The sequence below is a fragment of the Acinetobacter sp. UC24323 genome, from assembly GCF_024151445.1.
Taxonomy (GTDB): domain Bacteria; phylum Pseudomonadota; class Gammaproteobacteria; order Pseudomonadales; family Moraxellaceae; genus Acinetobacter; species Acinetobacter baumannii.
In genome coordinates, this window is record NZ_JAHIBY010000006.1 from 26,680 (window position 1) to 48,397 (window position 21,718).

A 21,718-nucleotide genomic window follows, 5' to 3' on the forward strand; every position below is an offset into this window, starting at 1 on the left:
TGTATTTTGCGCTTTTTAAAGAAAATTAACAGCGACTAAAGCAATCAATGCCGGAACCGCCTGAATATAAATAATCTTTTTACTGGCAGTCAGACCACCATAAATACCAGCAATCAGTACACAGCCTAAAAAGAAGTTGGCAATTGATGTTGCAAATGGTGCATCAGCCAATAAAGACCAAAATAAACCTGCTGCTAAAAAGCCATTATAAAGACCCTGGTTCTGTGCCATGACTTTGGTGAGTTTTGCTTTTTCTGCATTATTTCCAAAGGCTTTCATGCCATAAGGTTTGTCCCACAAAAACATCTCTAACACTAAAATATAGACATGTAATATTGCGATAAGCGCAATCAATATTTGTCCGATCATACAATTTTCCTTTTTATTTTAAAGATATGAAAAAAGATCAGTCTCTCGACTGATCTTTTAGTGTTTTACGGCTTTAATAATACTTTGCCTTGACGAGCGCCTTGCGTTGCTCTTTGAGCGGCAGTTTTAATCTCATCAAAACTAAATACACCTTCTACAGGAAGGATTAATTTTTTCTGAGTCGCTAATGTTAGCAGCTCAACGATCAGTTCCTTTTTACGAGCTGCTGGCATTTCTTTATTAACCACACTCGCCCAGAAACCTTTTACTGTGGCTTGTTTGAAAATTAGATCACCCGATGAAATCTGCATGGTTTCACCAGTCATACTACCGAACGAAACGAGCAAGCTATTTTCACTGAGTAAATTCAGCATTTCGCCACTTGCGGTTCCACCAATCGAGTCCACACCGGCAATAAGAGGTTGGTCACCGTGAATCTGTTTAACTTGCGCTTTCCAGTTAGGCTGATCAGTTGCCACAACATGTTGAATGCCTAATGCCTGCATCTCAGCAATTGCATCACTACGACGAACCAGATTAATCACAGGCAAACCACGTGCCTGTGCAATCATGGCAACTGTTTTACCGACTGCACCATTCGCTGTGTTTTGAATGAGCCATTGTCCCGGTTGAACATTTACAAAGTCGAGTAGCATGAGTGCACTAATTGGCATACCAATCAGTTGTGCTGCTGTTTCATCATCAATTTCATTATTGAGTGGAATAATCCCTTGAGCAGGCGCAATAAAGTATTCAGCCCAACTGCCATGCACAGCCGCAACAGCAATACGTTGCCCTACCTGTACATGTTCAACACCTTCACCTAACGCATCTACAATACCAACTGCCTCACTGCCACCAATCGCTGGTAAAGTTGGTTTATAGCCATAACTTCCTCGTACTGTCCATACATCATGGTTATGGATCGGAGACATGATGGTTTTAATACGCACTTCGCCTGCTTTTGGCTCAGGCTTTGGCATATCCGCCTGCTCTAAAACGTCTACAGGTTCGCCAAAATTACGATGGATAATACTTCGCATGCTTTATTCCTCTATCGGTTTTAAGAGTTGTTGGGTGGTTTCTAAGGCTAGATGTAGATGTGCTTTGTCTTGCGACAATTTTGTGAGTAAAGCAGCACCTAACCATAACTGGTACATGACTTGCGCAGTTTTCAAAGGATCAATATGTTTTGGAATTGATCCTTCTTGTTGCCCTTCTTTGAGTAGCAAAGCCAAACGTTGGGTTAGTTTGTGCACACCGTCATTTAGAATTTGACGCATATCTTCTGATAAGTCCGAAACCTCGGCTGCCAATTTCACAATCAAGCAGTTTTCAGCCCAGCTACCATGGACCGGATCATCAATCCACGCCTGCCATAAAGCCATTAAACGGGCATGGGCACTTTGCTCACTGTGCTGCCAAAGCTGTTCCATACGGACTTTATAATTAGCCATGTATTGCTCGAGCAACGCACAGCCAAACGCCTCTTTTGAAGCAAAGTAGTGATAGAACGAACCTTTAGGTACGTCACAAGCCTTTAAAATTTCTTGCAAACCAACACCGACAAAACCTTTATGTAGCACCAGTTCAAAACTAGTATCTAAAATGTGTTGTCGTGTGGTTTCGCTTTTATTTAATCGTTTCATACATTCATCATAAACAACTATTAGACCAGTCGTCTAGTAAAATTATGTTGCTGGTTAAAATTTGCTTAGAGTAGAAATGTAGAATGAGGAATGTTAAAAATACAACCTGCTTAATTAAACAAATTTTGTCGTTTGTCGTTTAACCGTCACAATTTGTCGCTTTAAATCATTTTATACCACTTGAACAATTTTAAATCGTTATCATATATAGGGTCTGTTGTTTATAACCAGTCACACCTCCCTGCGGCTGATCACTCAACACCTAAATTTTCATCAATACACAATTGAGATGTTTTATGAGCCAAAGTCATATCCGTATTCGAGGCGCACGTACCCATAACTTAAAAAATGTGTCACTCGATATTCCACGCGACAAATTTGTGGTAATTACGGGGCTATCAGGTTCAGGAAAATCTTCTCTTGCCTTTGATACCTTGTATGCCGAAGGGCAGCGCCGTTATGTCGAATCACTTTCGGCATATGCCCGCCAGTTCTTATCGCAAATGGAAAAACCTGAAGTTGACTCGATTGAAGGTTTATCACCAGCCATTGCGATTGAGCAAAAGTCTACTAGCCATAACCCACGTTCAACGGTTGGTACGATTACCGAAATTTATGACTATTTGCGTCTGCTTTATGCACGTGTCGGTACGCCTTATTGCCCTGAACACGACTTACCTATGGTTGCGCAAACTGTTTCTGAAATGGTCGATGCGGTAAAAAACCTTGAGGAAGGTACTGCACTCATGTTGCTTGCCCCTGTTGTTCGTGAGCGTAAAGGTGAATACAGCAACTTGTTCGAACAACTACAAGGTCAAGGTTTTGTTCGTGCTCGTGTTGATGGCGAAATCATTGATATTGATACACCACCGGAACTCGACAAAAAGAAAAAACATACCATTGAAGTCGTTGTTGACCGCTTCAAAGTACGTGATGACTTAGGCAACCGTATTGCTGAATCATTTGAAACTGCACTGCGTTTAGGTGGTGATATTGCAGTTTTATCGTGGATGAATGGCGAACACCCAGATCGCGTTTTTTCTGCAAAACACTCATGCCCTGAATGTGATCGCGCAGTCGCAGAGCTTGAGCCACGTTTATTTTCATTTAACAACCCTTTCGGTGCGTGCCCTGTCTGTGATGGCTTAGGTACACGTAGCCATTTTAGCCCTGAAAAACTCATTCCTAACCCTGAGCTTGCAATTAGTGAAGGTGCTATTCGTGGTTGGGATCGTCAACGTCCTTATTACTATTCAATGCTGCAAAAAGTTGCCGACCATTTTGGTTTTCAACTTGATACACCTTGGAATCAGTTAGATAAAGACACGCAAAAGAAATTCTTACAAGGTACTGGCAAAGAAAAAATCGATTTAAGTTATATCGATGAACGTGGTCGTAAACATACACGCGTGCAACCTTTTGAAGGAATTTTGCCACACCTTGAGCGTCGCTATCGTGAAACTGAAAGTAACTATGTACGTGATGATTTAGCACAATATTTGTCTAATGCAGCTTGTGATGCATGTGGCGGTTCACGTCTCAATGAAATTTCACGTCATGTTCGTGTAAAAGATAAAACCATTGCTGACATTACCCGCATGTCGATTGGTGATGCTGAAAGCTACTATCAAGGTATAAACCTTGAAGGTGCCAAAGGTGAAATTGCAGATAAAATCTTTAAAGAGATTCGTGAGCGTTTACATTTCTTGGTGAGTGTTGGCCTGAACTATTTAAGTCTGGCTCGTTCTGCCGAAACACTATCGGGTGGTGAAGCCCAGCGTATCCGTCTAGCTTCGCAAATTGGTGCAGGTTTGATGGGTGTCATGTACGTCCTTGATGAACCATCAATTGGTCTCCATCAACGTGATAATGACCGTTTATTACAAACGCTAATTCGCTTACGTGATTTGGGCAATACGGTATTAGTCGTGGAACACGATGAAGATGCAATCCGTGCAGCTGACCATATTATTGATATCGGCCCTGGTGCTGGCGTGCATGGTGGTGTTGTCATTGCTGAAGGTACGTATGATGAGCTGGCTAAACATGCCGACTCGCTCACAGGTCAATATCTTTCAGGCAAACTCAAAATTGAAGTGCCAAAACAGCGAACTCAACCACCTAAACCTGAAGAAAAAATTAAACTTTCAGGTGCAGCGGGTCATAACTTAAAAAATGTCGATTTAACCATCCCACTTGGCATTATGACTTGTGTCACGGGTGTTTCAGGTTCAGGTAAATCAACACTGATTAACCGTACGTTACTCCCACTGGCTGCAACACAGCTCAACGGTGCAACAACCTTAACAGCCGAAAAATTTGACTCGATTGATGGTCTACAACATCTGGATAAAGTCGTTGATATTGACCAAAGCCCAATTGGCCGTACACCGCGCTCTAATCCAGCGACTTATACGGGTCTATTTACGCCAATTCGTGAATTATTTGCTCAAACACCAGAAGCGAAAGCGCGTGGTTATAGTGCGGGTCGTTTCTCGTTTAACGTAAAAGGTGGACGCTGCGAAGCGTGTGAAGGCGACGGTATGATTAAAGTCGCAATGCACTTCTTACCAGACATGTATGTACCTTGCGATGCATGTCATGGCAAACGTTATAACCGTGAAACACTTGAAGTCGGTTATAAAGGCAAAAACATTTCTGATGTTTTAGAAATGACGGTTGAAGATGCTGCTGAGTTCTTTAGTGCTATTCCAGTTATTCACCGTCGTTTAGAAACCTTAACTCAGGTAGGTCTAGGCTATATTCGTTTAGGTCAAGCTGCGACTACACTCTCTGGTGGTGAAGCACAGCGTGTCAAACTGGCTCGTGAGTTAGCGAAACGAGATACGGGTAAAACGCTTTATATCTTGGATGAACCAACAACAGGTCTGCATTTCCATGATATTGCCAAGTTACTCGATATTTTGCATGAGCTACGCAACAAGGGTAATACCATTGTGGTGATTGAACATAACCTTGATGTCATTAAAACAGCAGACTGGGTTGTCGACTTAGGCCCTGAAGGTGGTTCGGGCGGTGGTATGATCATTGCTGAAGGGACACCTGAACAAGTAGCCGAGGTCGAGATTTCCCATACTGGCCGCTTCTTGAAACCGATGTTGAAGCAATAAAACAAAAAGCCGGAATTTATTTTCCGGCTTTTTTATCCCTCTACTACATTCCGTCCCCGAGCTTTAGCTCTTAAGAGTGAACGATCAGCGTTCTCTAATAACTCCATCCAGCTTGTCGCTCCAATCGCAAACCCAATACTGACCGATACATGCAATTTTTCTTGCGTACCAGATAGATCAATTTCCTCTAAAGAAATCGCAATACGAATTTTTTCGGCCAAGAGACGTGCATCTAAAAACTGCACCTGTTCTAACAAAATTAAAAACTCATCACCACCATAACGAACAATTAAATCAGAAGCCCGTACATTTACTTTTAATTGATCTGCGATACGCCGAATCACTTGGTCACCCACAATATGACCATATTGATCATTCACGTGTTTAAAACGATCAATATCAATAATCATTAAACAAGTTTGAGAAAATTTTTGAGGGTAACTCTCAACAATTTTTAAATACTCAGATAAAGCCAAACGATTGGATACACCCGTTAATGGATCTGTATTGGCAATATTTTTAAGCTGGAATTCAAAAGCATCTCGCTGCTTGAGCATTCTTTGTAAACGATCAATAGCTTCGAACAACGAAATAAATTCGCCTTTTTTAGGTTTCAACTCATCTATTGGGTAATCTGTGCTATGAGATAAATCAAGAATTAAGGTACGGGCCTGAATAAGAGGCTCAAACACCCTTCTCTTTGCATAAATTAGTGTAAGTAACGCTGCTGCTAAGGATATGCTTGAAATGAGTAAAGTAAGGAAAAACTTCTTTTTTGCTAAATAGTTTTCTTGAGATGCAATTAAGACGCTTTTATTAAGTAAAAACTTTTGCAAATCAATAACCGTGGTAAATTTATCAACGATTTGGTCTGTCAGCTCTGTTCCATTTAAATGATAGGCTTGGTGCTTTTGGCTTTCATCTAAAAGCTGACCCACAATAGGTACGCCTTTATCTAAAAATTCAGTTTTAACCCTTGAGTAAAGGCGATGATATTCCGGAGTTTTAGCTTGCTCTGACTGTAGTGTGTCTACAAGTGCCCATAAGTAGCGTGCTTGCTGCTGAGTCTGCAAAGACCGCGCCCGATTATCATTAGGTATGGTTTCTTTAAAAGTCACAGGCGCAATAACATTAGATGCGGTACGACCAGCTTGATCCCGCATATCGGTCAACACCACAATCAAAGTAAAGTAATTGTTAATTTGGCTATCTTTACTTTTTAACTGTAGCATCAAATTTTGTAAAACTTCTCGGCAGCTATCCCAAGCTCCAAACATAGCCAAAATTGCATTATCGAATTGTATAGAGCTTCTCGCTTGTTCAGGAGTTGCAACATAATAGTCAACTACAGCACGCGCCTGTTTTAAATCATCTCTAAATTTAGTATCTAAAGTATTTGCTAAATCGGTATAACCTTCTTCTTTTAAAATATGAATAGTTTCATTAAGTTGGCGATCAACAGAAAGGCGATATTCTTTTAAGTTTTTTTGATTTTTTAAAAAGTCGGCAGCGTTACTCGACATTAATTTATTTGCGGGCGCACGTTCTTTAGAGACTTTATTTGCAACTTCAGCAATTGATCTTAAGCTTTTAATTTCAACCAAAGCCTGTTTAGTTTTTAAGTACTCTTGATAACTGCTGACAATAAGCGGAACCGCCATAAACAGTAAGGACAAAATAATGACCAACATGAAGAAAAACAGTCGATTACTGATATGTTCTGAACGTAATCCTGACATTTCTAGCTGGTACTCCGTAAATGTCCTACCATGATCACTACTATAGAATGAAGTAATTAATCCGCATCCTAGCACTTTACTGAACAGAAGTTCAGCAACAAAGTTCGATTAACGCAATATACGCTTTCATCTTTTCTATTTCTTAAAAATTTGATCGAAAGAGCAAATGATGGCCATAGCAAAACTCCATTTTACAGATGATGTAAATTTCGCAATCCTATAATTAGCTTCTTTTTCCTCTTGGATGTTTCTCCCAGCATCCTAAACCCAGCCCTCAGCTGGGTTCTTTTTTATACACACTCAATAGAAGAAATTTCATATATTTTTTTTAATAAATATTAATGTTTTCTTATAGATAAAAAAAAGCTCAACCTTGGGGAAAGCTGAGCTCGTAAAGTCTGATGTGATAACACATCGTATCTGGGAAAGCACTTCCAACTCTAAAAATGTTAGATAGTGAACTTTGCAATTGAATTGTGTGACTTATCTCTAATTTTGTAAAGTAGATTAAATTGATCAGAATTAATTTTTTAATCGTTTTTTTAGTTTAAAAACATATTTTCTTTGCTTTATTCAATTATATAATAATTCAAAATAGATAGATTATTTAGATGAACTTATCAAAATAGTGTTAACTATTACTCAAAATACAGCAAAATTGAAAAAAGAATAATGTTTGAGTGGCTATTTATTAAACAAGTCGACAAATAAATTAACGTTAAAACCGATTAATAGAATCGCTTTTTCCAATTGTAAATGTAATTATTTTTAAACTATTTAGTGTCAATTCCCTATGAAACTTAAGGTTTAGACTCTTGTTAATGTTCATTTTTTTAGCAGGTTGACATAATACACTTCAATTGTTGTTTTTTTAACCATTTTTAACATAAGTGTCAAATTTCCTTAACATTACGTTTCATCTATTATTGACTTCATAAATTGTTACAATACAATGACCCCAGCTTTATCTCTTGTTAATGCTGGAAATGATTATGAAAAAACTTGGTTTAGCCACTGCTGTATTATTAGCCATGACCGGTGCTCATGCTTATCAATTTGAAGTTCAAGGTCAATCTGAATATGTTGACACAACTGCAAATGATAAAAACTTCACTGGTGACGTTGCTGGTACATTCTATTTGAAAAATGTTGATACAGCTAAGGGTCCTTTAGCTGAAGCAGCTTTCTTAAACCAAGCTTCTAGCGTGTCTTTAGGTTATAGCTATCAACAATATGACCAAAACAACGTAAACTACCACATTGGTACATACGGTGTTAAAGGTGAGGCATACGTTCCAACTCCTTACCTTCCTGTATATGCTAGCGCAACTTACAACCACACTGATGTTGATGGTAAAAACAACTTCTCTAAAGATGACAACGGTGACCGTTATGCATTAGAAGTTGGTGCTATGTTGTTACCTAACTTCTTAATGACTGTTGGTTATACAAGTGTTGCTAACCAATTCGCTTTAGATAACTTCGGTATCATCGGTAACGGTATCTACTCTGCTGTTAACCAAACTGCTGCTATCCAAAACGACCAAGATGCTGTTACAGCACGTGCTAAATATGTTGGTCCAATCGATGGAACTAACATGGCAATCGGTTTTGAAGCTGCTGGTGCATTCGGTCAAGAAAACCAATACGGTTTAAAAACTGACCTTTACTTAACTCCTAAGTTAAGTGTTGGCGCTACTTTCGTTGGTAACGATGGCGAAGCTGACATCAAAGGTAATGACCTTGGTGAATTCCGCCAAGCTTGGGGTGGTAATGTAAACTACTTCATCACTCCTGCTTTAGCAGTTGGTGCATCTTACATGAAAGCTGACGTTAAAAAGTCTAGCTACGATACACAAACTATCGGCTTAAATGCTAAATTCCGTTTCTAATTTAATTTAGAAATTGAATTAAAAAAAAGGACTCAATTGAGTCCTTTTTTTATGGCTATTAACTGCGTACGATATTTAAGAAATGTAAATGACGTTCGTACTGATCAATAATATCCTGAATCAAATCTTCCTGAGTCCAGTCCATTACATCATAGTTTTGTCCGCCTTCTCTCAAAAATACCTCAGCTTGAAAATACTGACCGTCTTCTGCTTCTGTACGACCAATTAAAAAACTTGGGGGTACTGTTTCACGTGAAACAACTTTATAAATAAAATTAATTTCATGATGATGATCGACTCGAAGCTGCATACCATCTTCCACTTCACTAATCGACACCTCAAGATGACGGCGTCTAAACTCATGCTGAATATTTTCAAAAGCACGTGAAACCTGCTTTTCAATATATTGCTTCACCTCTTCTTCACTATGAGGATAATGCATGATTAAACCAAGACGCTGCTGCCAGCTTCTAGGGTTATGAATGGCACGTGGTGTAATGCGAGCCTCTTGAATTGCTATCATTTTAGTAACATCAAGATGCAAGGCTTTTATTAGGCCCCAACTCATTAACAGCATGACTACGGTAAAAGGCAACGCACTCATAATGATTGAAGACTGAAGCGCCGCAAGACCGCCCACCAAGAGTAAAATAATAGCCAGCACCGCCATAAGCACTGTCCAGAACAGGCGCTGCCAAGTAGGTGAATTTTCTGTTTTTGCTGTTAAGTAGTCAGTAACCAATGCCCCTGAGTCAGCAGAAGTCACAAAGAATAAAACCACCAAAATAGTCGCCAGAATATTCATGACACCTGACCATGGCAAGTGTCCTAAAAACTCAAATAGAGCAACTGACGAGTCTTGCTGAACAGCCTGAATTAAAGTGGTTTGATGTTCATGGATAATGCTAAATAACGCAGCATTTCCTAAAAAGCCCATCCAGATAATAGTAAAGCCTGTTGGAATGAGGAGTACCCCGACAATAAATTCTCGAATAGTACGACCACGTGAAACCCTTGCGATAAACATACCTACAAATGGCGACCAAGAAATCCACCAAGCCCAATATAAAATAGTCCATCCCCCAATCCATCCATTCGGCTGATAAGCATATAAATTGAATGTCATGGTAAAAAGGTTAGAGATATACTGCCCAGTGTTTTGAATAGTGGTCTGAAGTAAATAAATACTAGGACCAGCGATAAAAACGAATACTAATAATATTAAAGCTAATACTAAGTTTAGCTCTGATAAACGTTTGACCCCTTTATCTAATCCTAAGAACACAGATAATGAAGCGAGAATACTCACAAAAATAATGAGTAAAACCTGAGTAGTGGTGCTTTGCTCAACACCAAATAGATAATGTAAACCAGAGTTAATCTGGGTAACACCAAATCCGAGAGAAGTCGCTACACCAAATACCGTACCAATGGTCGCAAATATATCAATGCTGTCGCCCCACGGTCCATAAATCTTTTTACCAATTAGTGGATACAGTGCTGAACGGGTTTTGAGCGGTAAATTATGCCGATAAGCAAAATAAGCTAATGCTAAACCGACCACGGCGTAAATTGCCCATGCATGTAAGCCCCAGTGGAAAAAGGTTACACGTAAAGCTTGTTGTGCTGCCTCAATTGTCTGTGGCTCACCACTTGGTGGGTTGACATAGTGCATGACAGGTTCAGCCACACCAAAGAACATTAAGCCAATACCCATACCCGCAGTAAACAACATGGCAAACCATGATCCGTTACTATATTCGGGCTGGCTATGGTCAGGGCCTAATTTAATACGTCCAATCGCAGAACAGGCAATATAAATGAGTAGGATAAGAAAGAAGGCAACCGATAAGACATAGAACCAACTAAAAGAATCAGTGATCCACTGCTTTAACTGTTGCGTGAGAAGTTCAAAAGAACTCGGAGCGATCACAACAACTGCTAAGAACAAAGCAATAATAATGACCGTACCCAAAAAGACATTGGGATTAACATTTGCGAACCAACTCGCTTGTTTGGAAGGCATAAATCCTCCATGTTATTTTAATGAAAATGACAGGCTTAAAGCCAATAAAGACATTCAGGAATGAACAAAGTTTTATCTTTCAATAGAGAAAGCCGATAATACTTTAAATAAACTTAAATAATATTGCAGTTACAAAGGTGTAAATAAATTAAAACACCTCCTTCTTTATTTATCAGAATTCTTTTTAGGCGTGTGCTTGATATATTGTAAAGCGATTAAACGCGTGACTATTAGGGCTAAATACATCACTCCACAAAACATCTGTAACATCGCTAAAACACGTGCTGGTGGACTAAGAGGCATTAAGTCAGACAGTCCCGTAGCGGACTGCAAACTAAAGCTTAAAAACAGTAAATCTAACCAAGTTTGTAAGTGATGGATGTGGTTTGGATTTTGAAAGCTATTAGGAATGAGTAGCTGGCAAATGTTATATAAAAATGCAAATCCCCAAGCCAGCAAGGTAAAAACTGCGGCAGCTGCAAACAACTCATCGCGGGTTAAATATCGGTCAGCAAACATATAGCGAAATAAACCATAAGCAGCCGAAAAGTAAGCTAAGGCTTCACAGCTATGGGCAAAAATCTGGATGGTTAAATTGCTATAGCCTAATAAAATAAAGACCGAAGCTATAATTGCCCCACTGACAAATGCGAGCCCCAGAAAAGTGAACATGGGTGTTTGGCGAATAACTTTAGCAATAATGAGTAATGCAAGTACCCCTAGCGCCCAAGTTAAGGTCCTATAAGCCTCGTTATCAAAAGTCAGCATAGCCAGAATAAGTAAAATGAATTGCACCAACAGCAGCCATGCAGAAGGCAACAATCGAAAGCTCGACCAGAATTCAATGATAGATCGCATTTAATTATTTTCCATTTTTTCATTATGTTTTGGATTATAGAAAATCATACTGTACAAAAAATAGGATAAACAAGTTGTTCTTTATTAAGGAGCTTCTTTCAATACACTTTACGAGATAAATAAAAAAAGCCCCGTAGGGCTTTTTTGAGATGTTCAATATATTTTGATTAGTGATCTGATGCGCCAGAAGCACCAATACCTGTCATTGAACGAACATATTGAGCGTCGAAAGAAGCGCGTTCTTTTTTCGCACGTGCTGAGCTGTCAGTTACCGAGAAGAACCAGCAGCAAAGGAACGACAAAGGCATTGCAAATAATGCAGGACCATTGAACGGGTTAATTGGGGTATCAGAGATTTTTAAAGTATCTACCCATACTGCTTTAGACAGAATAATGAGTACAACCGCTGTTACAAGACCAACTACGCCACCAATGACCGCACCACGAGTTGTTAAACCTTTCCAGAACATTGAAAGAACAAGAATTGGGAAGTTTGCACAACACGCTACAGAGAATGCTAAACCTACCATGAATGCTACGTTTTGCTTTTCAAACAAAATACCTAAAATCATGGCAAAGATTGCTAAACCAAGCGTCGCGATTTTTGACATGCGAAGCTCTGAAGCTGGCGTGGTTTGACCTTTTTTAAATACGTTAGCGTATAAATCGTGTGAGATCGCAGATGCACCTGAAAGTGTTAAACCAGCAACAACTGCAAGAATCGTTGCGAACGCTACTGCTGAAATGAAGCCCATGAATAAGTCACCGCCTAAAGCGTCACTTAAATGCACGGCTGCCATATTGTTACCACCAACAAGCTCAAGTTTGCCGGTCATTGCCATTTTCGCAACATCAAGGAATTGCGGGTTATTTGATACGAAAAGGATCGCACCGAAACCAATAATGAAAGTTAAAAGATAGAAGTAACCAATAAAACCTGTTGCAACGACAACCGATTTACGCGCTTCTTTTGCGTCTTTTACCGTGAAGAAACGCATAAGAATGTGTGGAAGACCTGCTGTACCAAACATGAGTGCCAAGCCAAGAGATAAGGCATCAATCGGGTTTGCGGCAAGTTTACCTGGTCCCATAATTTTTGCAGCATCTTCAAAACTTACATCATGAACTTTACTGAACACTTCAATTGATTGGGTGAACATGTTACTAAAGCTGAAACCAACCGCTTTCATCACCATAAAGGCCATGAATGTTGCACCACTTAATAACATCACTGCTTTAATGATTTGTACCCATGTGGTTGCTAGCATTCCGCCGAAAATAACGTATGCCATCATGAGTAAGCCGACAATCACAACTGCAATGTTATAGTTCAAACCAAATAATAGTTTGATGAGCTGACCTGCCCCTACCATTTGTGCAATCAAATAGAACGCGACTACAACAAGCGAGCTGAAAGCAGCTAAAGTACGAACTGGTTTTTCTTCAAGACGGAATGACACTACGTCTGAAAGGTTATATTTACCAAGGTTACGTAAGCGTTCTGCCACCAAGAATAAAACGATTGGCCAACCGACCATGAACCCGAGTGAATAGAGCAAGCCGTCAAAACCTGAGCTAAACACCATTGCAGAAATACCAAGAAATGACGCTGCTGACATATAGTCACCCGCAATCGCCAAACCGTTTTGGAAACCACTGATCCCACCACCAGCAGTATAGAAGTCTTGCGCCGATTGAGTTTGTTTAGCCGCCCATTTGGTAATAAATAAGGTAAAGCCAACAAAGATGATAAACATGATAATGGCATGCCAGTTGGTGGCTTGCTGTTCTGCTTCACCTAAGTCCGGGCTTGCCATAGCAACAGTTGAATATAGCGATGCTGCTGCCAATAAGGCTTTCGCTTTTAATGAATTCCATTTCATATTAGTGTAGTCCTTTCTCATGCGTGATGGCTTCAACTTCCTTCAACGCTTCTTCACTCAATTGGTCAAGGGTATTATTTGCGATATAGGAATACACACCACAAAGTAGGAAAGATAAAACAATAATTCCTAAACCTAGCGGGATCCCCCATGTCGTTACACCACCACTAAAGGAACTCATCAAAAATTCTTTGTTGTAGCCCACAAGTAGCATAAAGCCCACATAAAGCACTAACATGATGATTGTGAGCGTCCAGCTTAATGCACTTTTTTTCTTGACCATTTTTTGAAACTTTGGATTACGTAGAATCTGTTCTACTTGGCTTTGATCCATAACCAAACTCCTTACATAGTGCCCAACCTTGGTCACTTTTTTTTAATGTATTTTTTCATTATTAAAGTTAGCAAGATTCCAGCTCAGTCGTAACTTAGACTTTGGTCGTTAAAATTTAATCAATTTATAGCTTTGTTTCGGCTTGGGTTATGATAGGCATAAGGTTTCACTTATGTAGGTCATATGAACAGCTGGCTGATTATTGGGGTGCTCACTCTTTATATTGCGCTTTTATTTGTCTGTGCTTTTTTTGGTGAGAAGCATGCCAGTCGTCTTAGCACGCGTGGCCGTATGTTTTTATTTAGCTTAACTTTAGGTGTCTATTGTTCCTCTTGGACATTCTATGGGGCAACTGGGGCTGCCGTACGTGAAGGCGTTATCTTCTTACCTATTTATTTAGGTCCACTGTTATTTGTCTGGTTTGGTTATGATATCTGGCGGCGTCTAGGTCGAGTTCGTCAGCATCATGCGATTTCGTCAATCGCTGACTTTGTTGCGGCACGCTATGGTAAAAGTGGTGTACTCGCATCGTTGGTGACTATTCTTGCAGTTATTGCGATTATCCCCTACCTCGCGTTACAGCTGCGTGCGATTGCTTTAAGTACCTCGGTCATTATGGAGCAAAGCTCGCATATTCATACGACGACTAACAGCGTGTTATTGCTCACCAGTGTGCTTGCGATTTTAGCCATGATTTTTGGTACACGGCAGATTGCAAACACGGAGCAACACGGCGGCCTCATGCTTGCGGTTGCATTTGAATCATTTGTGAAGTTATTTGCCTTACTTTGTGTCGCTTTATTTTTTATTTTTGAATCACCGGCCAACCTGAGCCAAATGACCTCTGATGTAAACCAGACTTTTCAGGAAGTTCAGCTCTTTGGTGTACCCGAAACCTTCTGGATTCAAACATTATTGGCGGGTTTAGCCATTATTTGCTTACCACGTCAGTTCCACGTGGCGGTGGTCGAGCTACGCGATGAGAAGCATATTCGCGGTGCCCGTAAATGGTTCGCGGTTTATCTCATTTTAACTATTCTTGCCATTATTCCGATTGCAAGCTGGGCTTTACATGCCGCACCGAAGTTTCTAACCGTGCCTGATGTGGCTGTGCTGTCATTGCCTTTAAGTTATAACCAAGAGTGGCTGGCATTACTGGCCTTTTTAGGCGGATTCTCTGCCTCAACAGGCATGTTACTGGTGTCATCAGTAGCATTGTCTATTATGCTCAGTAACGACTTGATTATGCCTGCTCTATGGCGATTTAAGTTGCTGTCACGTCACGATAAGCATTTACCTAAAGTTCTTAAATTTAGCCGCCGTATCAGTATTGTTGCGGTGATGCTACTTGGCTTTTTATTCTTCCATTTCTTTAATGACATTAACCAACTTTCAGTTTTCGGCTTATTGGCCTTTAGTGCTGTAGCACAGTTTGCACCTGCCCTGATTGGTGGTTTGTATTGGCGTGGCGGAAGCCGTCAAGGCGTCTATGCAGGACTTATTATTGGATTTTTAATGTGGAGTTATACATTACTATTTCCAACTATTTTGCGTAGCTTGCCTGAAGCCTATCAGGAAACTGCTCAAAGTATTTTACTTTTCGGTCCTTTCGGCATTAATGCCCTACGCCCGGAATCTTTATTTGGTTTTGAGTCATTTGCACCTTTAACTCACGGTGTCATTTGGTCACTCGGTTTAAATATTGTTTTATATATCTGGATTTCAAAAATTTATCGGCCAAGCGTCGCTGAGCAAATTCAGGCAGAAAGCTTCTTTTATTATGAAACAAAGCCTTTACCATCACCGCACACCTCTACTGATTTAACCTATCTTCCTCATGATGCGGCCCGCTTAAAAGTGGGTGATTTATTTGCCCTAGCCAAAAGAATTACGGGTGAGCAACCCACTACGCAAGCGTTCGAAAATTTTTGTGAGCAAAATCACCTCACCCTCAACCCAAATAGTATTGCCAATGGCATGTGGTGGCGTTTTACCGAGCAATATCTGGCCGGTATTATCGGTGCCGCTTCTGCACGTACATTGCTCACAACAGCAATGATTAATAACGGTCTTGCTTTAGGGCAAGTGGCTAATATTTTAGACCAAGCATCGCAGTGGCAACGTTTTAATCAGAACCTTCTTATGACCATGATTGACCACATTACTCAAGGGGTAAGCGTGGTGGATAAAAATATGTGTTTGGTCGCATGGAACAATCAATATTTAAAACTGTTTGGTTACCCAAAAGACCTCGTTTATGTGGGCTGCCCAATTGCCGACCTCATTCGTTATAACGCCGAACGCGGTGAATGTGGTCCCGGTTCAGTTGAAGAACATGTGCGTAAACGCCTTCACTGGATGAAAGTGGGAAGTGCTCACGAATTTGAACGTATTCGTAAAGATGGCCGTGTAATTCAAATGCGAGGAAATCCGATTGCAGGTGGAGGCTTTGTAACGACATTTGCCGATATTACGGCCTTCCGTGCGAACGAAGCCGTGCTTGAAGCCCGCGTAAAAGATAGAACACAACAGCTTGCCGATGCCTTAACTGAACAACAGCTTGCACGTGAACAAGCTGATATGGCCAATATGTCAAAAAGTCGATTTATTGCCGCGGCAAGTCACGATCTATTACAGCCTATGCATGCTGCTCGTCTGTTTAGTACCGTTCTTGAGCAAAGTATTTCGACCGAAGAAGACCGCCAGACCCTACAACAGCTTGACCGAGCACTCTATGGAGCAGAAAGTATGCTCTCTGCCCTACTCGATATTGCACGTTTGGAAGGCGGCACCATACAACCAAAGAGACAACCTTATCCGTTGCATGATTTGCTCAGTGATCTTGAGTTGCAGTTTAAATCGATCGCTGCTCAGCGAAATATCTCACTGAAAGTCCACGATGTGTCTTTCTGGATCGATACCGACCCGCAGTGGATTCGTCGTATTATTCAGAACTTTGTCAGTAATGCTTTGCGTTATACCGCTAAAGGTCGAGTGGTGGTGGGTGTACTCCGCTCTGCGCAGCAGTCTGGACATATTCGAATTGGGGTTTGGGATACTGGACCAGGTATTGCCGAAGAACAACGAATTAAGCTATTCCAAGAGTTTGAGCGCTGCGGGCATTTATCACCTTGGGGTGAACAAGGTTTAGGGCTAGGACTTGCCATCGTACAACGTATGACAGGTTTGCTAAATTACCCTGTTCATGTTTACTCAGAGTTGGGCAAAGGCTCATGCTTTATGATTGAAGTACCTGTTGTCGAGCCACCAAAAGTTGCAACACCAGCTGTACAAGCCGTACCTTTAAAAACTAAAGCTTACCGTATTTTGTGCCTAGACAATGATGAAACTATTCTTGAAGGAATGAGTAGTTTATTAGGACGATGGGGTTATCAAGTTTTCAAAGCGACTGAACCTGAACAGGCGCTAGAAATTATTCAAAAAGAGAATATTCAGGTTTGGCTCATTGACCAGCATTTAAACCACAATCAACTTGGGGTTGATTTTATTACTCAAAATCGTCAAGAAGATGTTCCTGTTGCCTTAATCACAGCGGACTCGCACCCAGAGTTACCGCAGCAATTAAAAGAACTGAATATTGTTTTACTCAAAAAGCCGTTAAAACCAGCTTCATTAAGAGCATGGTTATCTGGGCTTAAAATTGCCAGCACGACAGACTAATCATTTATCGCTTCCCAACCTTTGATAAGTTTGGGGAGCGGTTCTTGGCAAAAATGTTTGACTGAATTTAAGCCAATAGGCAGAACTGCTCAAAAAGTCTACTTTTACCCATTAAATCATTGACCAAAATTTCCAATACCTTTTTTTCTATGGCAAAGCCCACCTTTTTTGTAAGTGAACACTTGTATACTTAGTTACAATTTAATAAATCATTGTTTTTATAATAGATTATTTACAAAAAAACACCTCATACGACTTTAGTCGTATTCTACTTGCATTCTTCATGACACATAAATATTCAAAACGAATTTTTAAATTGTATAACGAATTATCAAATCGATTTCCAATCTATATAGCTTCACTGCTCTAGAATGAATGCAAAGGATAACTGCCATGAATATTTCTGATAACACCCCACAAGGGCAACTCTCGTCTCAACAATTTTATCGTCAATACAGTGCCAATGCCTTACTTCCTGAGTTAGATTGGCAAAGTATTTTTCCGCATAGCAAGCTTAGCGAAGCACATATCAAAGCACTCAATACTATTTATCAGTGTGCTGTACCTCTCGCACTTAATGTATTTCATGATCTAAATTTTGATGTATTTGCGCCTGCTGCTTATCATCCGCAAGGCTTAGGTTTATTTGATAAATTAGCCCAACAAGAAGAGAACTTCTTAAAAGTTCTTACTGCTGAAAGTGAAAACCTTGACCATGAAACACGCCATCAAATCTGGAGCATGCTTCTACGCGGTGGTGCTGTTCTGGTTTTCAAGGCTTGGCTTGGTCATGTCAAACTCGGAGAAAACCAGTTAGATATGACTCAGTTCGATGAGCTTTCTGACTTGCTGTTTATTAAGACTCCTCCACATCAACTTGCTGAACGTTTGCATGTAGATGAAAAAGCAAAACTTGACCATATCTTCTTAATGTATGGCAATGATATTTTCCTTGACCGGTTCAATAGCCTAGAAACTGCAGCTCTCTTTGTTGATTTAGGTGTTTATGATGCGGCTTTCTTAAGCTTGCGTGATGACCGTGTAGCTGAATATTTAAAAAGCAAGGGCTATGTGACCCAAGAACAAATTGATGATTTGCAATGTGCTCTTAACCCACTGTACTGCGACAGCCTAACACCTAAGCAAGATTGCCTTGCCTAAGTGGAACATATAAAAAAGACCTCAATTGAGGTCTTTTTTATTTTAGATTTTTTTATCTTCAATATTTAATGCACTAATTGCCAATACAGCCTGTGTACGATTTTGTACGCCTAGTTTTCTAAAAATAGCGGTTACATGCGCTTTAATGGTAGCCTCTGAAACATCGAGTTCATAAGCAATTTGTTTATTTAATAAACCTTCTGCAACCATCATCAAAACTCGGAATTGCTGAGGCGTTAACGACTGGATACGTTCAGCCAAAGCAGTTTCATCTGCCGCTCTCGGATCAAGATTAATATTTGATGGCAAGTTTGGCGGTAACCAGATTTCCCCATCTAACACTTGACGGATTGCTTCACCAATATGACTTGGATGAGCCGATTTAGGAATATAACCCATTGCACCATGCGCAATTGCACGTTGAATAATTGATGCTTCTTCGTGTGCAGAAACCACAATAATAGGAATAGATGGATATTGTGCTCTTACATAGACCAGAGCCGAAAAGCCTGAAGCACCCGGTAAGTTTAAATCAAGTAATACCAGATCAGGTTCTGCCCCATTTTCCAAACGCTCATAAAACTCATCAACCGAAGCTGTTTCATGAATTTGTGCCTGCGGCAGGCTATAACGTACTGCTTGAATCAAAGCATGACGAAACAAAGGATGATCATCAACGATTAAAATATTCATAAGCGATTAAAGTAATCTTGAGCATAAGTATGGCCTATTGTAACCCTACTATTTAGATGAAAGATATGCTCATCTTATCCATTTTTATGCAAAATGTTGTTAAATACAGACGTTTGCTTCGATTTTCAGATGTTTTTACCTTTTAATCAAAATTAATCTGTTTTTTATATAAGCTTTATTTTTATTCTAAAAAATATATCATCAATAATTATATAAAATAAAAACAGTTATTTAACTCGCTATTTACTGATAAAAATCAACTATTCGGGTTTTATATTTAAAACTGATAAGGTTGACCAATTTCGTTATTTTACAGTTCGCCAGCATTGTTGATTAATAAGTCCAATCTTCTTTTTTAGGCTTAGGAACCAAATCATGACTGGTATCACATCATCAAAACCCTTAAATATTGTTGCTGTTTCTGGTGGTTTGAATACGCCATCTAAAACCGAAAGTCTGGTTCAGGCCATTCTTGATGAGTTATCTGAAGCAATTGATATTAAAGTTCACTTTATTAAATTGAGTGAAATCGGGCCATTATTAGGCGGCGCATTTTATCGCAACCAACTTCCACAGCGTGTACAAGATGACCTTGCAGCAGTTGAAGCAGCAGATGCCTTAATTGTTGGTACACCTGTCTACCGTGCCTCTTTTACAGGTCTTTTTAAACACTTTTTCGATTTTGTTGAACAAACGGCATTGGTCGATGTGCCTGTACTTTTAGCTGCATCAGGCGGTAGTGATCGTCATGCACTCGTACTTGAACATCAGCTTCGCCCATTGTTTAGCTTCTTTCAGGCACAAACTTTACCAATTGGCGTATACGCAACAGATCGCGACTTTACTCCTGAATATACGGTGAAAAGTGAACAGTTATCTGACCGTATTACGCTAGCCGTAGCGCGTGCATTGCCAATTTTAGAATGGGCACCAGCGAAAGGTAAACGTGCTGAAGTGGTTAAACCTAAATCTCAGCAAGCGAATCAAGAGCTCGGTATTAACAAGCAAATTGAGCAAGAAGAAGTATTGCCTTCAGCAGCTGTACCAAATCTCGATGCAGCAGAATCTCGTTTGCATCATAAGTCCGGTAAATCATTAACACATGTTGCCTAAATGCAATATAGCTAAATAAAAATAACGAAATTGGGAGAGAGCACCATGACGCAATTACAACAACCAATTAAATTTGCTTATTGGGTACCAAATGTAAGCGGTGGCCTTGTCGTAAGTAACATCGAACAACGTACAGACTGGAGTTATGACTACAATGTTCGACTTGCACAGGCAGCCGAAAACAATGGTTTTGAATATGCGCTCACCCAAATTCGTTTTACGGCGGGCTATGGGGCAGAAAACCAGCATGAGTCTGTGAGTTTCAGTCATGCATTACTTGCAAAAACTGAGAAACTCAAAGTGATTGCGGCTATTCTGCCCGGCCCTTGGAAACCGGCACTTGCAGCTAAACAACTCGCAACGATTGATTATCTAACTCAAGGCCGTATTGCCATTAATGTGGTAAGTGGCTGGTTCAGAGGTGAGTTTGATGCTATTGGCGAAGAATGGCCTGAGCATGATGAACGTTATGTCCGCTCTGAAGAGTTTATTCGCACGCTAAAAGGAATCTGGACCACCGATAACTATAGTTTCGATGGTAAGTATTACCAATTTCAGAACTACACACTTAAGCCAAAACCTCTGCAAAAACCGCATATTGAAGTCTTTCAAGGTGGGAGTTCACGTGCCGCACGTGACATGGCCTCTCGTGTGTCTGACTGGTATTTTACCAATGGTAATACTGTCGAAGAAATTCAAAAACAGGTCGAAGATATCCGAGCCAAAGCAAAAGCCAATAACCATCAAGTTAAAATTGGAGTGAACGCTTTCATTATTGCTCGAGATACCGAAGAAGAAGCAAAAGCAGTACTTCAAGAAATTATTGATAAAGCCAACACTGAAGCAGTAAATGCGTTTGGCGATGCAACTCGCGAAGCGGGTGCTGCTTCACCAGAACAAGAAGGCAACTGGGCAAAATCAACTTTTGAAGATTTAGTTCAATACAACGATGGCTTTAAAACCAATTTAATTGGTACACCTCAGCAAATTGCAGAGCGGATTGTGGCGCTTAAAAATGTAGGTGTCGACTTGGTTCTTTCAGGTTTCTTACACTTTATTGAAGAGGTGGAATACTTTGGTGAAAAAGTTCTGCCGCTCGTTCGTCAGTTAGAACTACAACAGGAAAAGGAGGTAGAAATTCAAGCTAAATCAGCCTAAAACCTCCAGTTAAAACAGCGCAAGACAATAA

At 40.2% G+C, this 21,718-nt stretch carries 15 protein-coding genes; 6 read left to right on the forward strand and 9 right to left on the reverse strand.

Annotated elements, in window-relative coordinates; translation table 11 throughout:
* Positions 1-15: 15 nt before the first annotated feature.
* The 3 genes from KNQ97_RS09510 to KNQ97_RS09520 form a co-directional block, all read right to left on the reverse strand.
* The gene (locus KNQ97_RS09510; protein ID WP_000580165.1) at positions 16-369 is read right to left on the reverse strand and encodes a DUF1304 domain-containing protein; all 354 of its coding nucleotides are present in this window, start codon (positions 367-369) and stop codon (positions 16-18) included.
* A gap of 65 nt (positions 370-434) precedes the next feature.
* A complete protein-coding gene (locus KNQ97_RS09515) occupies positions 435-1,412 on the reverse strand; it encodes a zinc-binding dehydrogenase (protein WP_253612148.1) in 978 nt (325 codons plus the stop codon).
* Positions 1,413-1,415: 3 nt separating this feature from the next.
* Complete coding sequence (locus KNQ97_RS09520; protein ID WP_000826319.1) at positions 1,416-2,018, reverse strand: TetR/AcrR family transcriptional regulator; 603 nt, start codon at positions 2,016-2,018, stop codon at positions 1,416-1,418.
* Between the two features lie 296 nt (positions 2,019-2,314).
* On the opposite strand from KNQ97_RS09520, the gene uvrA reads away from it, so the two are divergent.
* Positions 2,315-5,149, forward strand: a complete 2,835-nt coding sequence (gene uvrA, locus KNQ97_RS09525) for an excinuclease ABC subunit UvrA (RefSeq protein WP_000083355.1) — start codon at positions 2,315-2,317, stop codon at positions 5,147-5,149.
* A gap of 32 nt (positions 5,150-5,181) precedes the next feature.
* Here the strand turns inward: uvrA and KNQ97_RS09530 are convergent, their stop codons facing one another.
* Positions 5,182-6,888, reverse strand: coding sequence for a GGDEF domain-containing protein (locus tag KNQ97_RS09530; protein ID WP_253612150.1), 1,707 nt, complete (start codon positions 6,886-6,888; stop codon positions 5,182-5,184).
* 992 nt (positions 6,889-7,880) lie between these two features.
* Here KNQ97_RS09530 and omp33-36 point away from each other — a divergent pair.
* Positions 7,881-8,780: a porin Omp33-36 gene (gene omp33-36, locus KNQ97_RS09535; RefSeq protein ID WP_000733005.1), complete on the forward strand. Its 900-nt coding sequence runs from the start codon at positions 7,881-7,883 to the stop codon at positions 8,778-8,780.
* 58 nt (positions 8,781-8,838) lie between these two features.
* Here the strand turns inward: omp33-36 and KNQ97_RS09540 are convergent, their stop codons facing one another.
* The 4 genes from KNQ97_RS09540 to KNQ97_RS09555 all read right to left on the reverse strand — a co-directional run bounded on the left by KNQ97_RS09540 (position 8,839) and on the right by KNQ97_RS09555 (position 13,881).
* Positions 8,839-10,806: a choline BCCT transporter BetT gene (locus KNQ97_RS09540; protein ID WP_001139476.1), complete on the reverse strand. Its 1,968-nt coding sequence runs from the start codon at positions 10,804-10,806 to the stop codon at positions 8,839-8,841.
* A 165-nt stretch (positions 10,807-10,971) separates the two neighbouring features.
* Positions 10,972-11,664, reverse strand: a complete 693-nt coding sequence (locus KNQ97_RS09545) for an ion channel (protein ID WP_001256565.1) — start codon at positions 11,662-11,664, stop codon at positions 10,972-10,974.
* A 167-nt stretch (positions 11,665-11,831) separates the two neighbouring features.
* Positions 11,832-13,547, reverse strand: coding sequence for a cation acetate symporter (locus tag KNQ97_RS09550; RefSeq protein ID WP_000871885.1), 1,716 nt, complete (start codon positions 13,545-13,547; stop codon positions 11,832-11,834).
* A 1-nt stretch (position 13,548) separates the two neighbouring features.
* On the reverse strand, positions 13,549-13,881 hold the full coding sequence (locus KNQ97_RS09555) for a DUF485 domain-containing protein (RefSeq protein ID WP_000372818.1): 333 nt from the start codon (positions 13,879-13,881) through the stop codon (positions 13,549-13,551).
* A gap of 183 nt (positions 13,882-14,064) precedes the next feature.
* On the opposite strand from KNQ97_RS09555, the gene KNQ97_RS09560 reads away from it, so the two are divergent.
* Together KNQ97_RS09560 and KNQ97_RS09565 are read left to right on the forward strand one after the other, a co-directional pair.
* Positions 14,065-17,562 (forward strand): PAS domain-containing hybrid sensor histidine kinase/response regulator, encoded by a 3,498-nt coding sequence (locus KNQ97_RS09560; protein WP_253612151.1) that lies wholly within the window; start codon positions 14,065-14,067, stop codon positions 17,560-17,562.
* 393 nt (positions 17,563-17,955) lie between these two features.
* Positions 17,956-18,723: a hypothetical protein gene (locus KNQ97_RS09565; RefSeq protein WP_001026735.1), complete on the forward strand. Its 768-nt coding sequence runs from the start codon at positions 17,956-17,958 to the stop codon at positions 18,721-18,723.
* 42 nt (positions 18,724-18,765) lie between these two features.
* On the opposite strand, the gene KNQ97_RS09570 is transcribed toward KNQ97_RS09565, so the two are convergent.
* On the reverse strand, positions 18,766-19,416 hold the full coding sequence (locus KNQ97_RS09570; RefSeq protein ID WP_001023261.1) for a response regulator transcription factor: 651 nt from the start codon (positions 19,414-19,416) through the stop codon (positions 18,766-18,768).
* Between the two features lie 375 nt (positions 19,417-19,791).
* Between KNQ97_RS09570 and msuE the strand changes: the two genes are divergently transcribed.
* Together msuE and sfnG are read left to right on the forward strand one after the other, a co-directional pair.
* Entirely contained in the window at positions 19,792-20,529 is a 738-nt protein-coding gene (msuE, locus tag KNQ97_RS09575) for an FMN reductase (RefSeq protein ID WP_000145860.1), read from the forward strand.
* Positions 20,530-20,574: 45 nt separating this feature from the next.
* Positions 20,575-21,687 (forward strand): dimethylsulfone monooxygenase SfnG, encoded by a 1,113-nt coding sequence (gene sfnG / locus KNQ97_RS09580; protein WP_000192764.1) that lies wholly within the window; start codon positions 20,575-20,577, stop codon positions 21,685-21,687.
* The last annotated feature ends 31 nt before the right edge of the window (positions 21,688-21,718 follow it).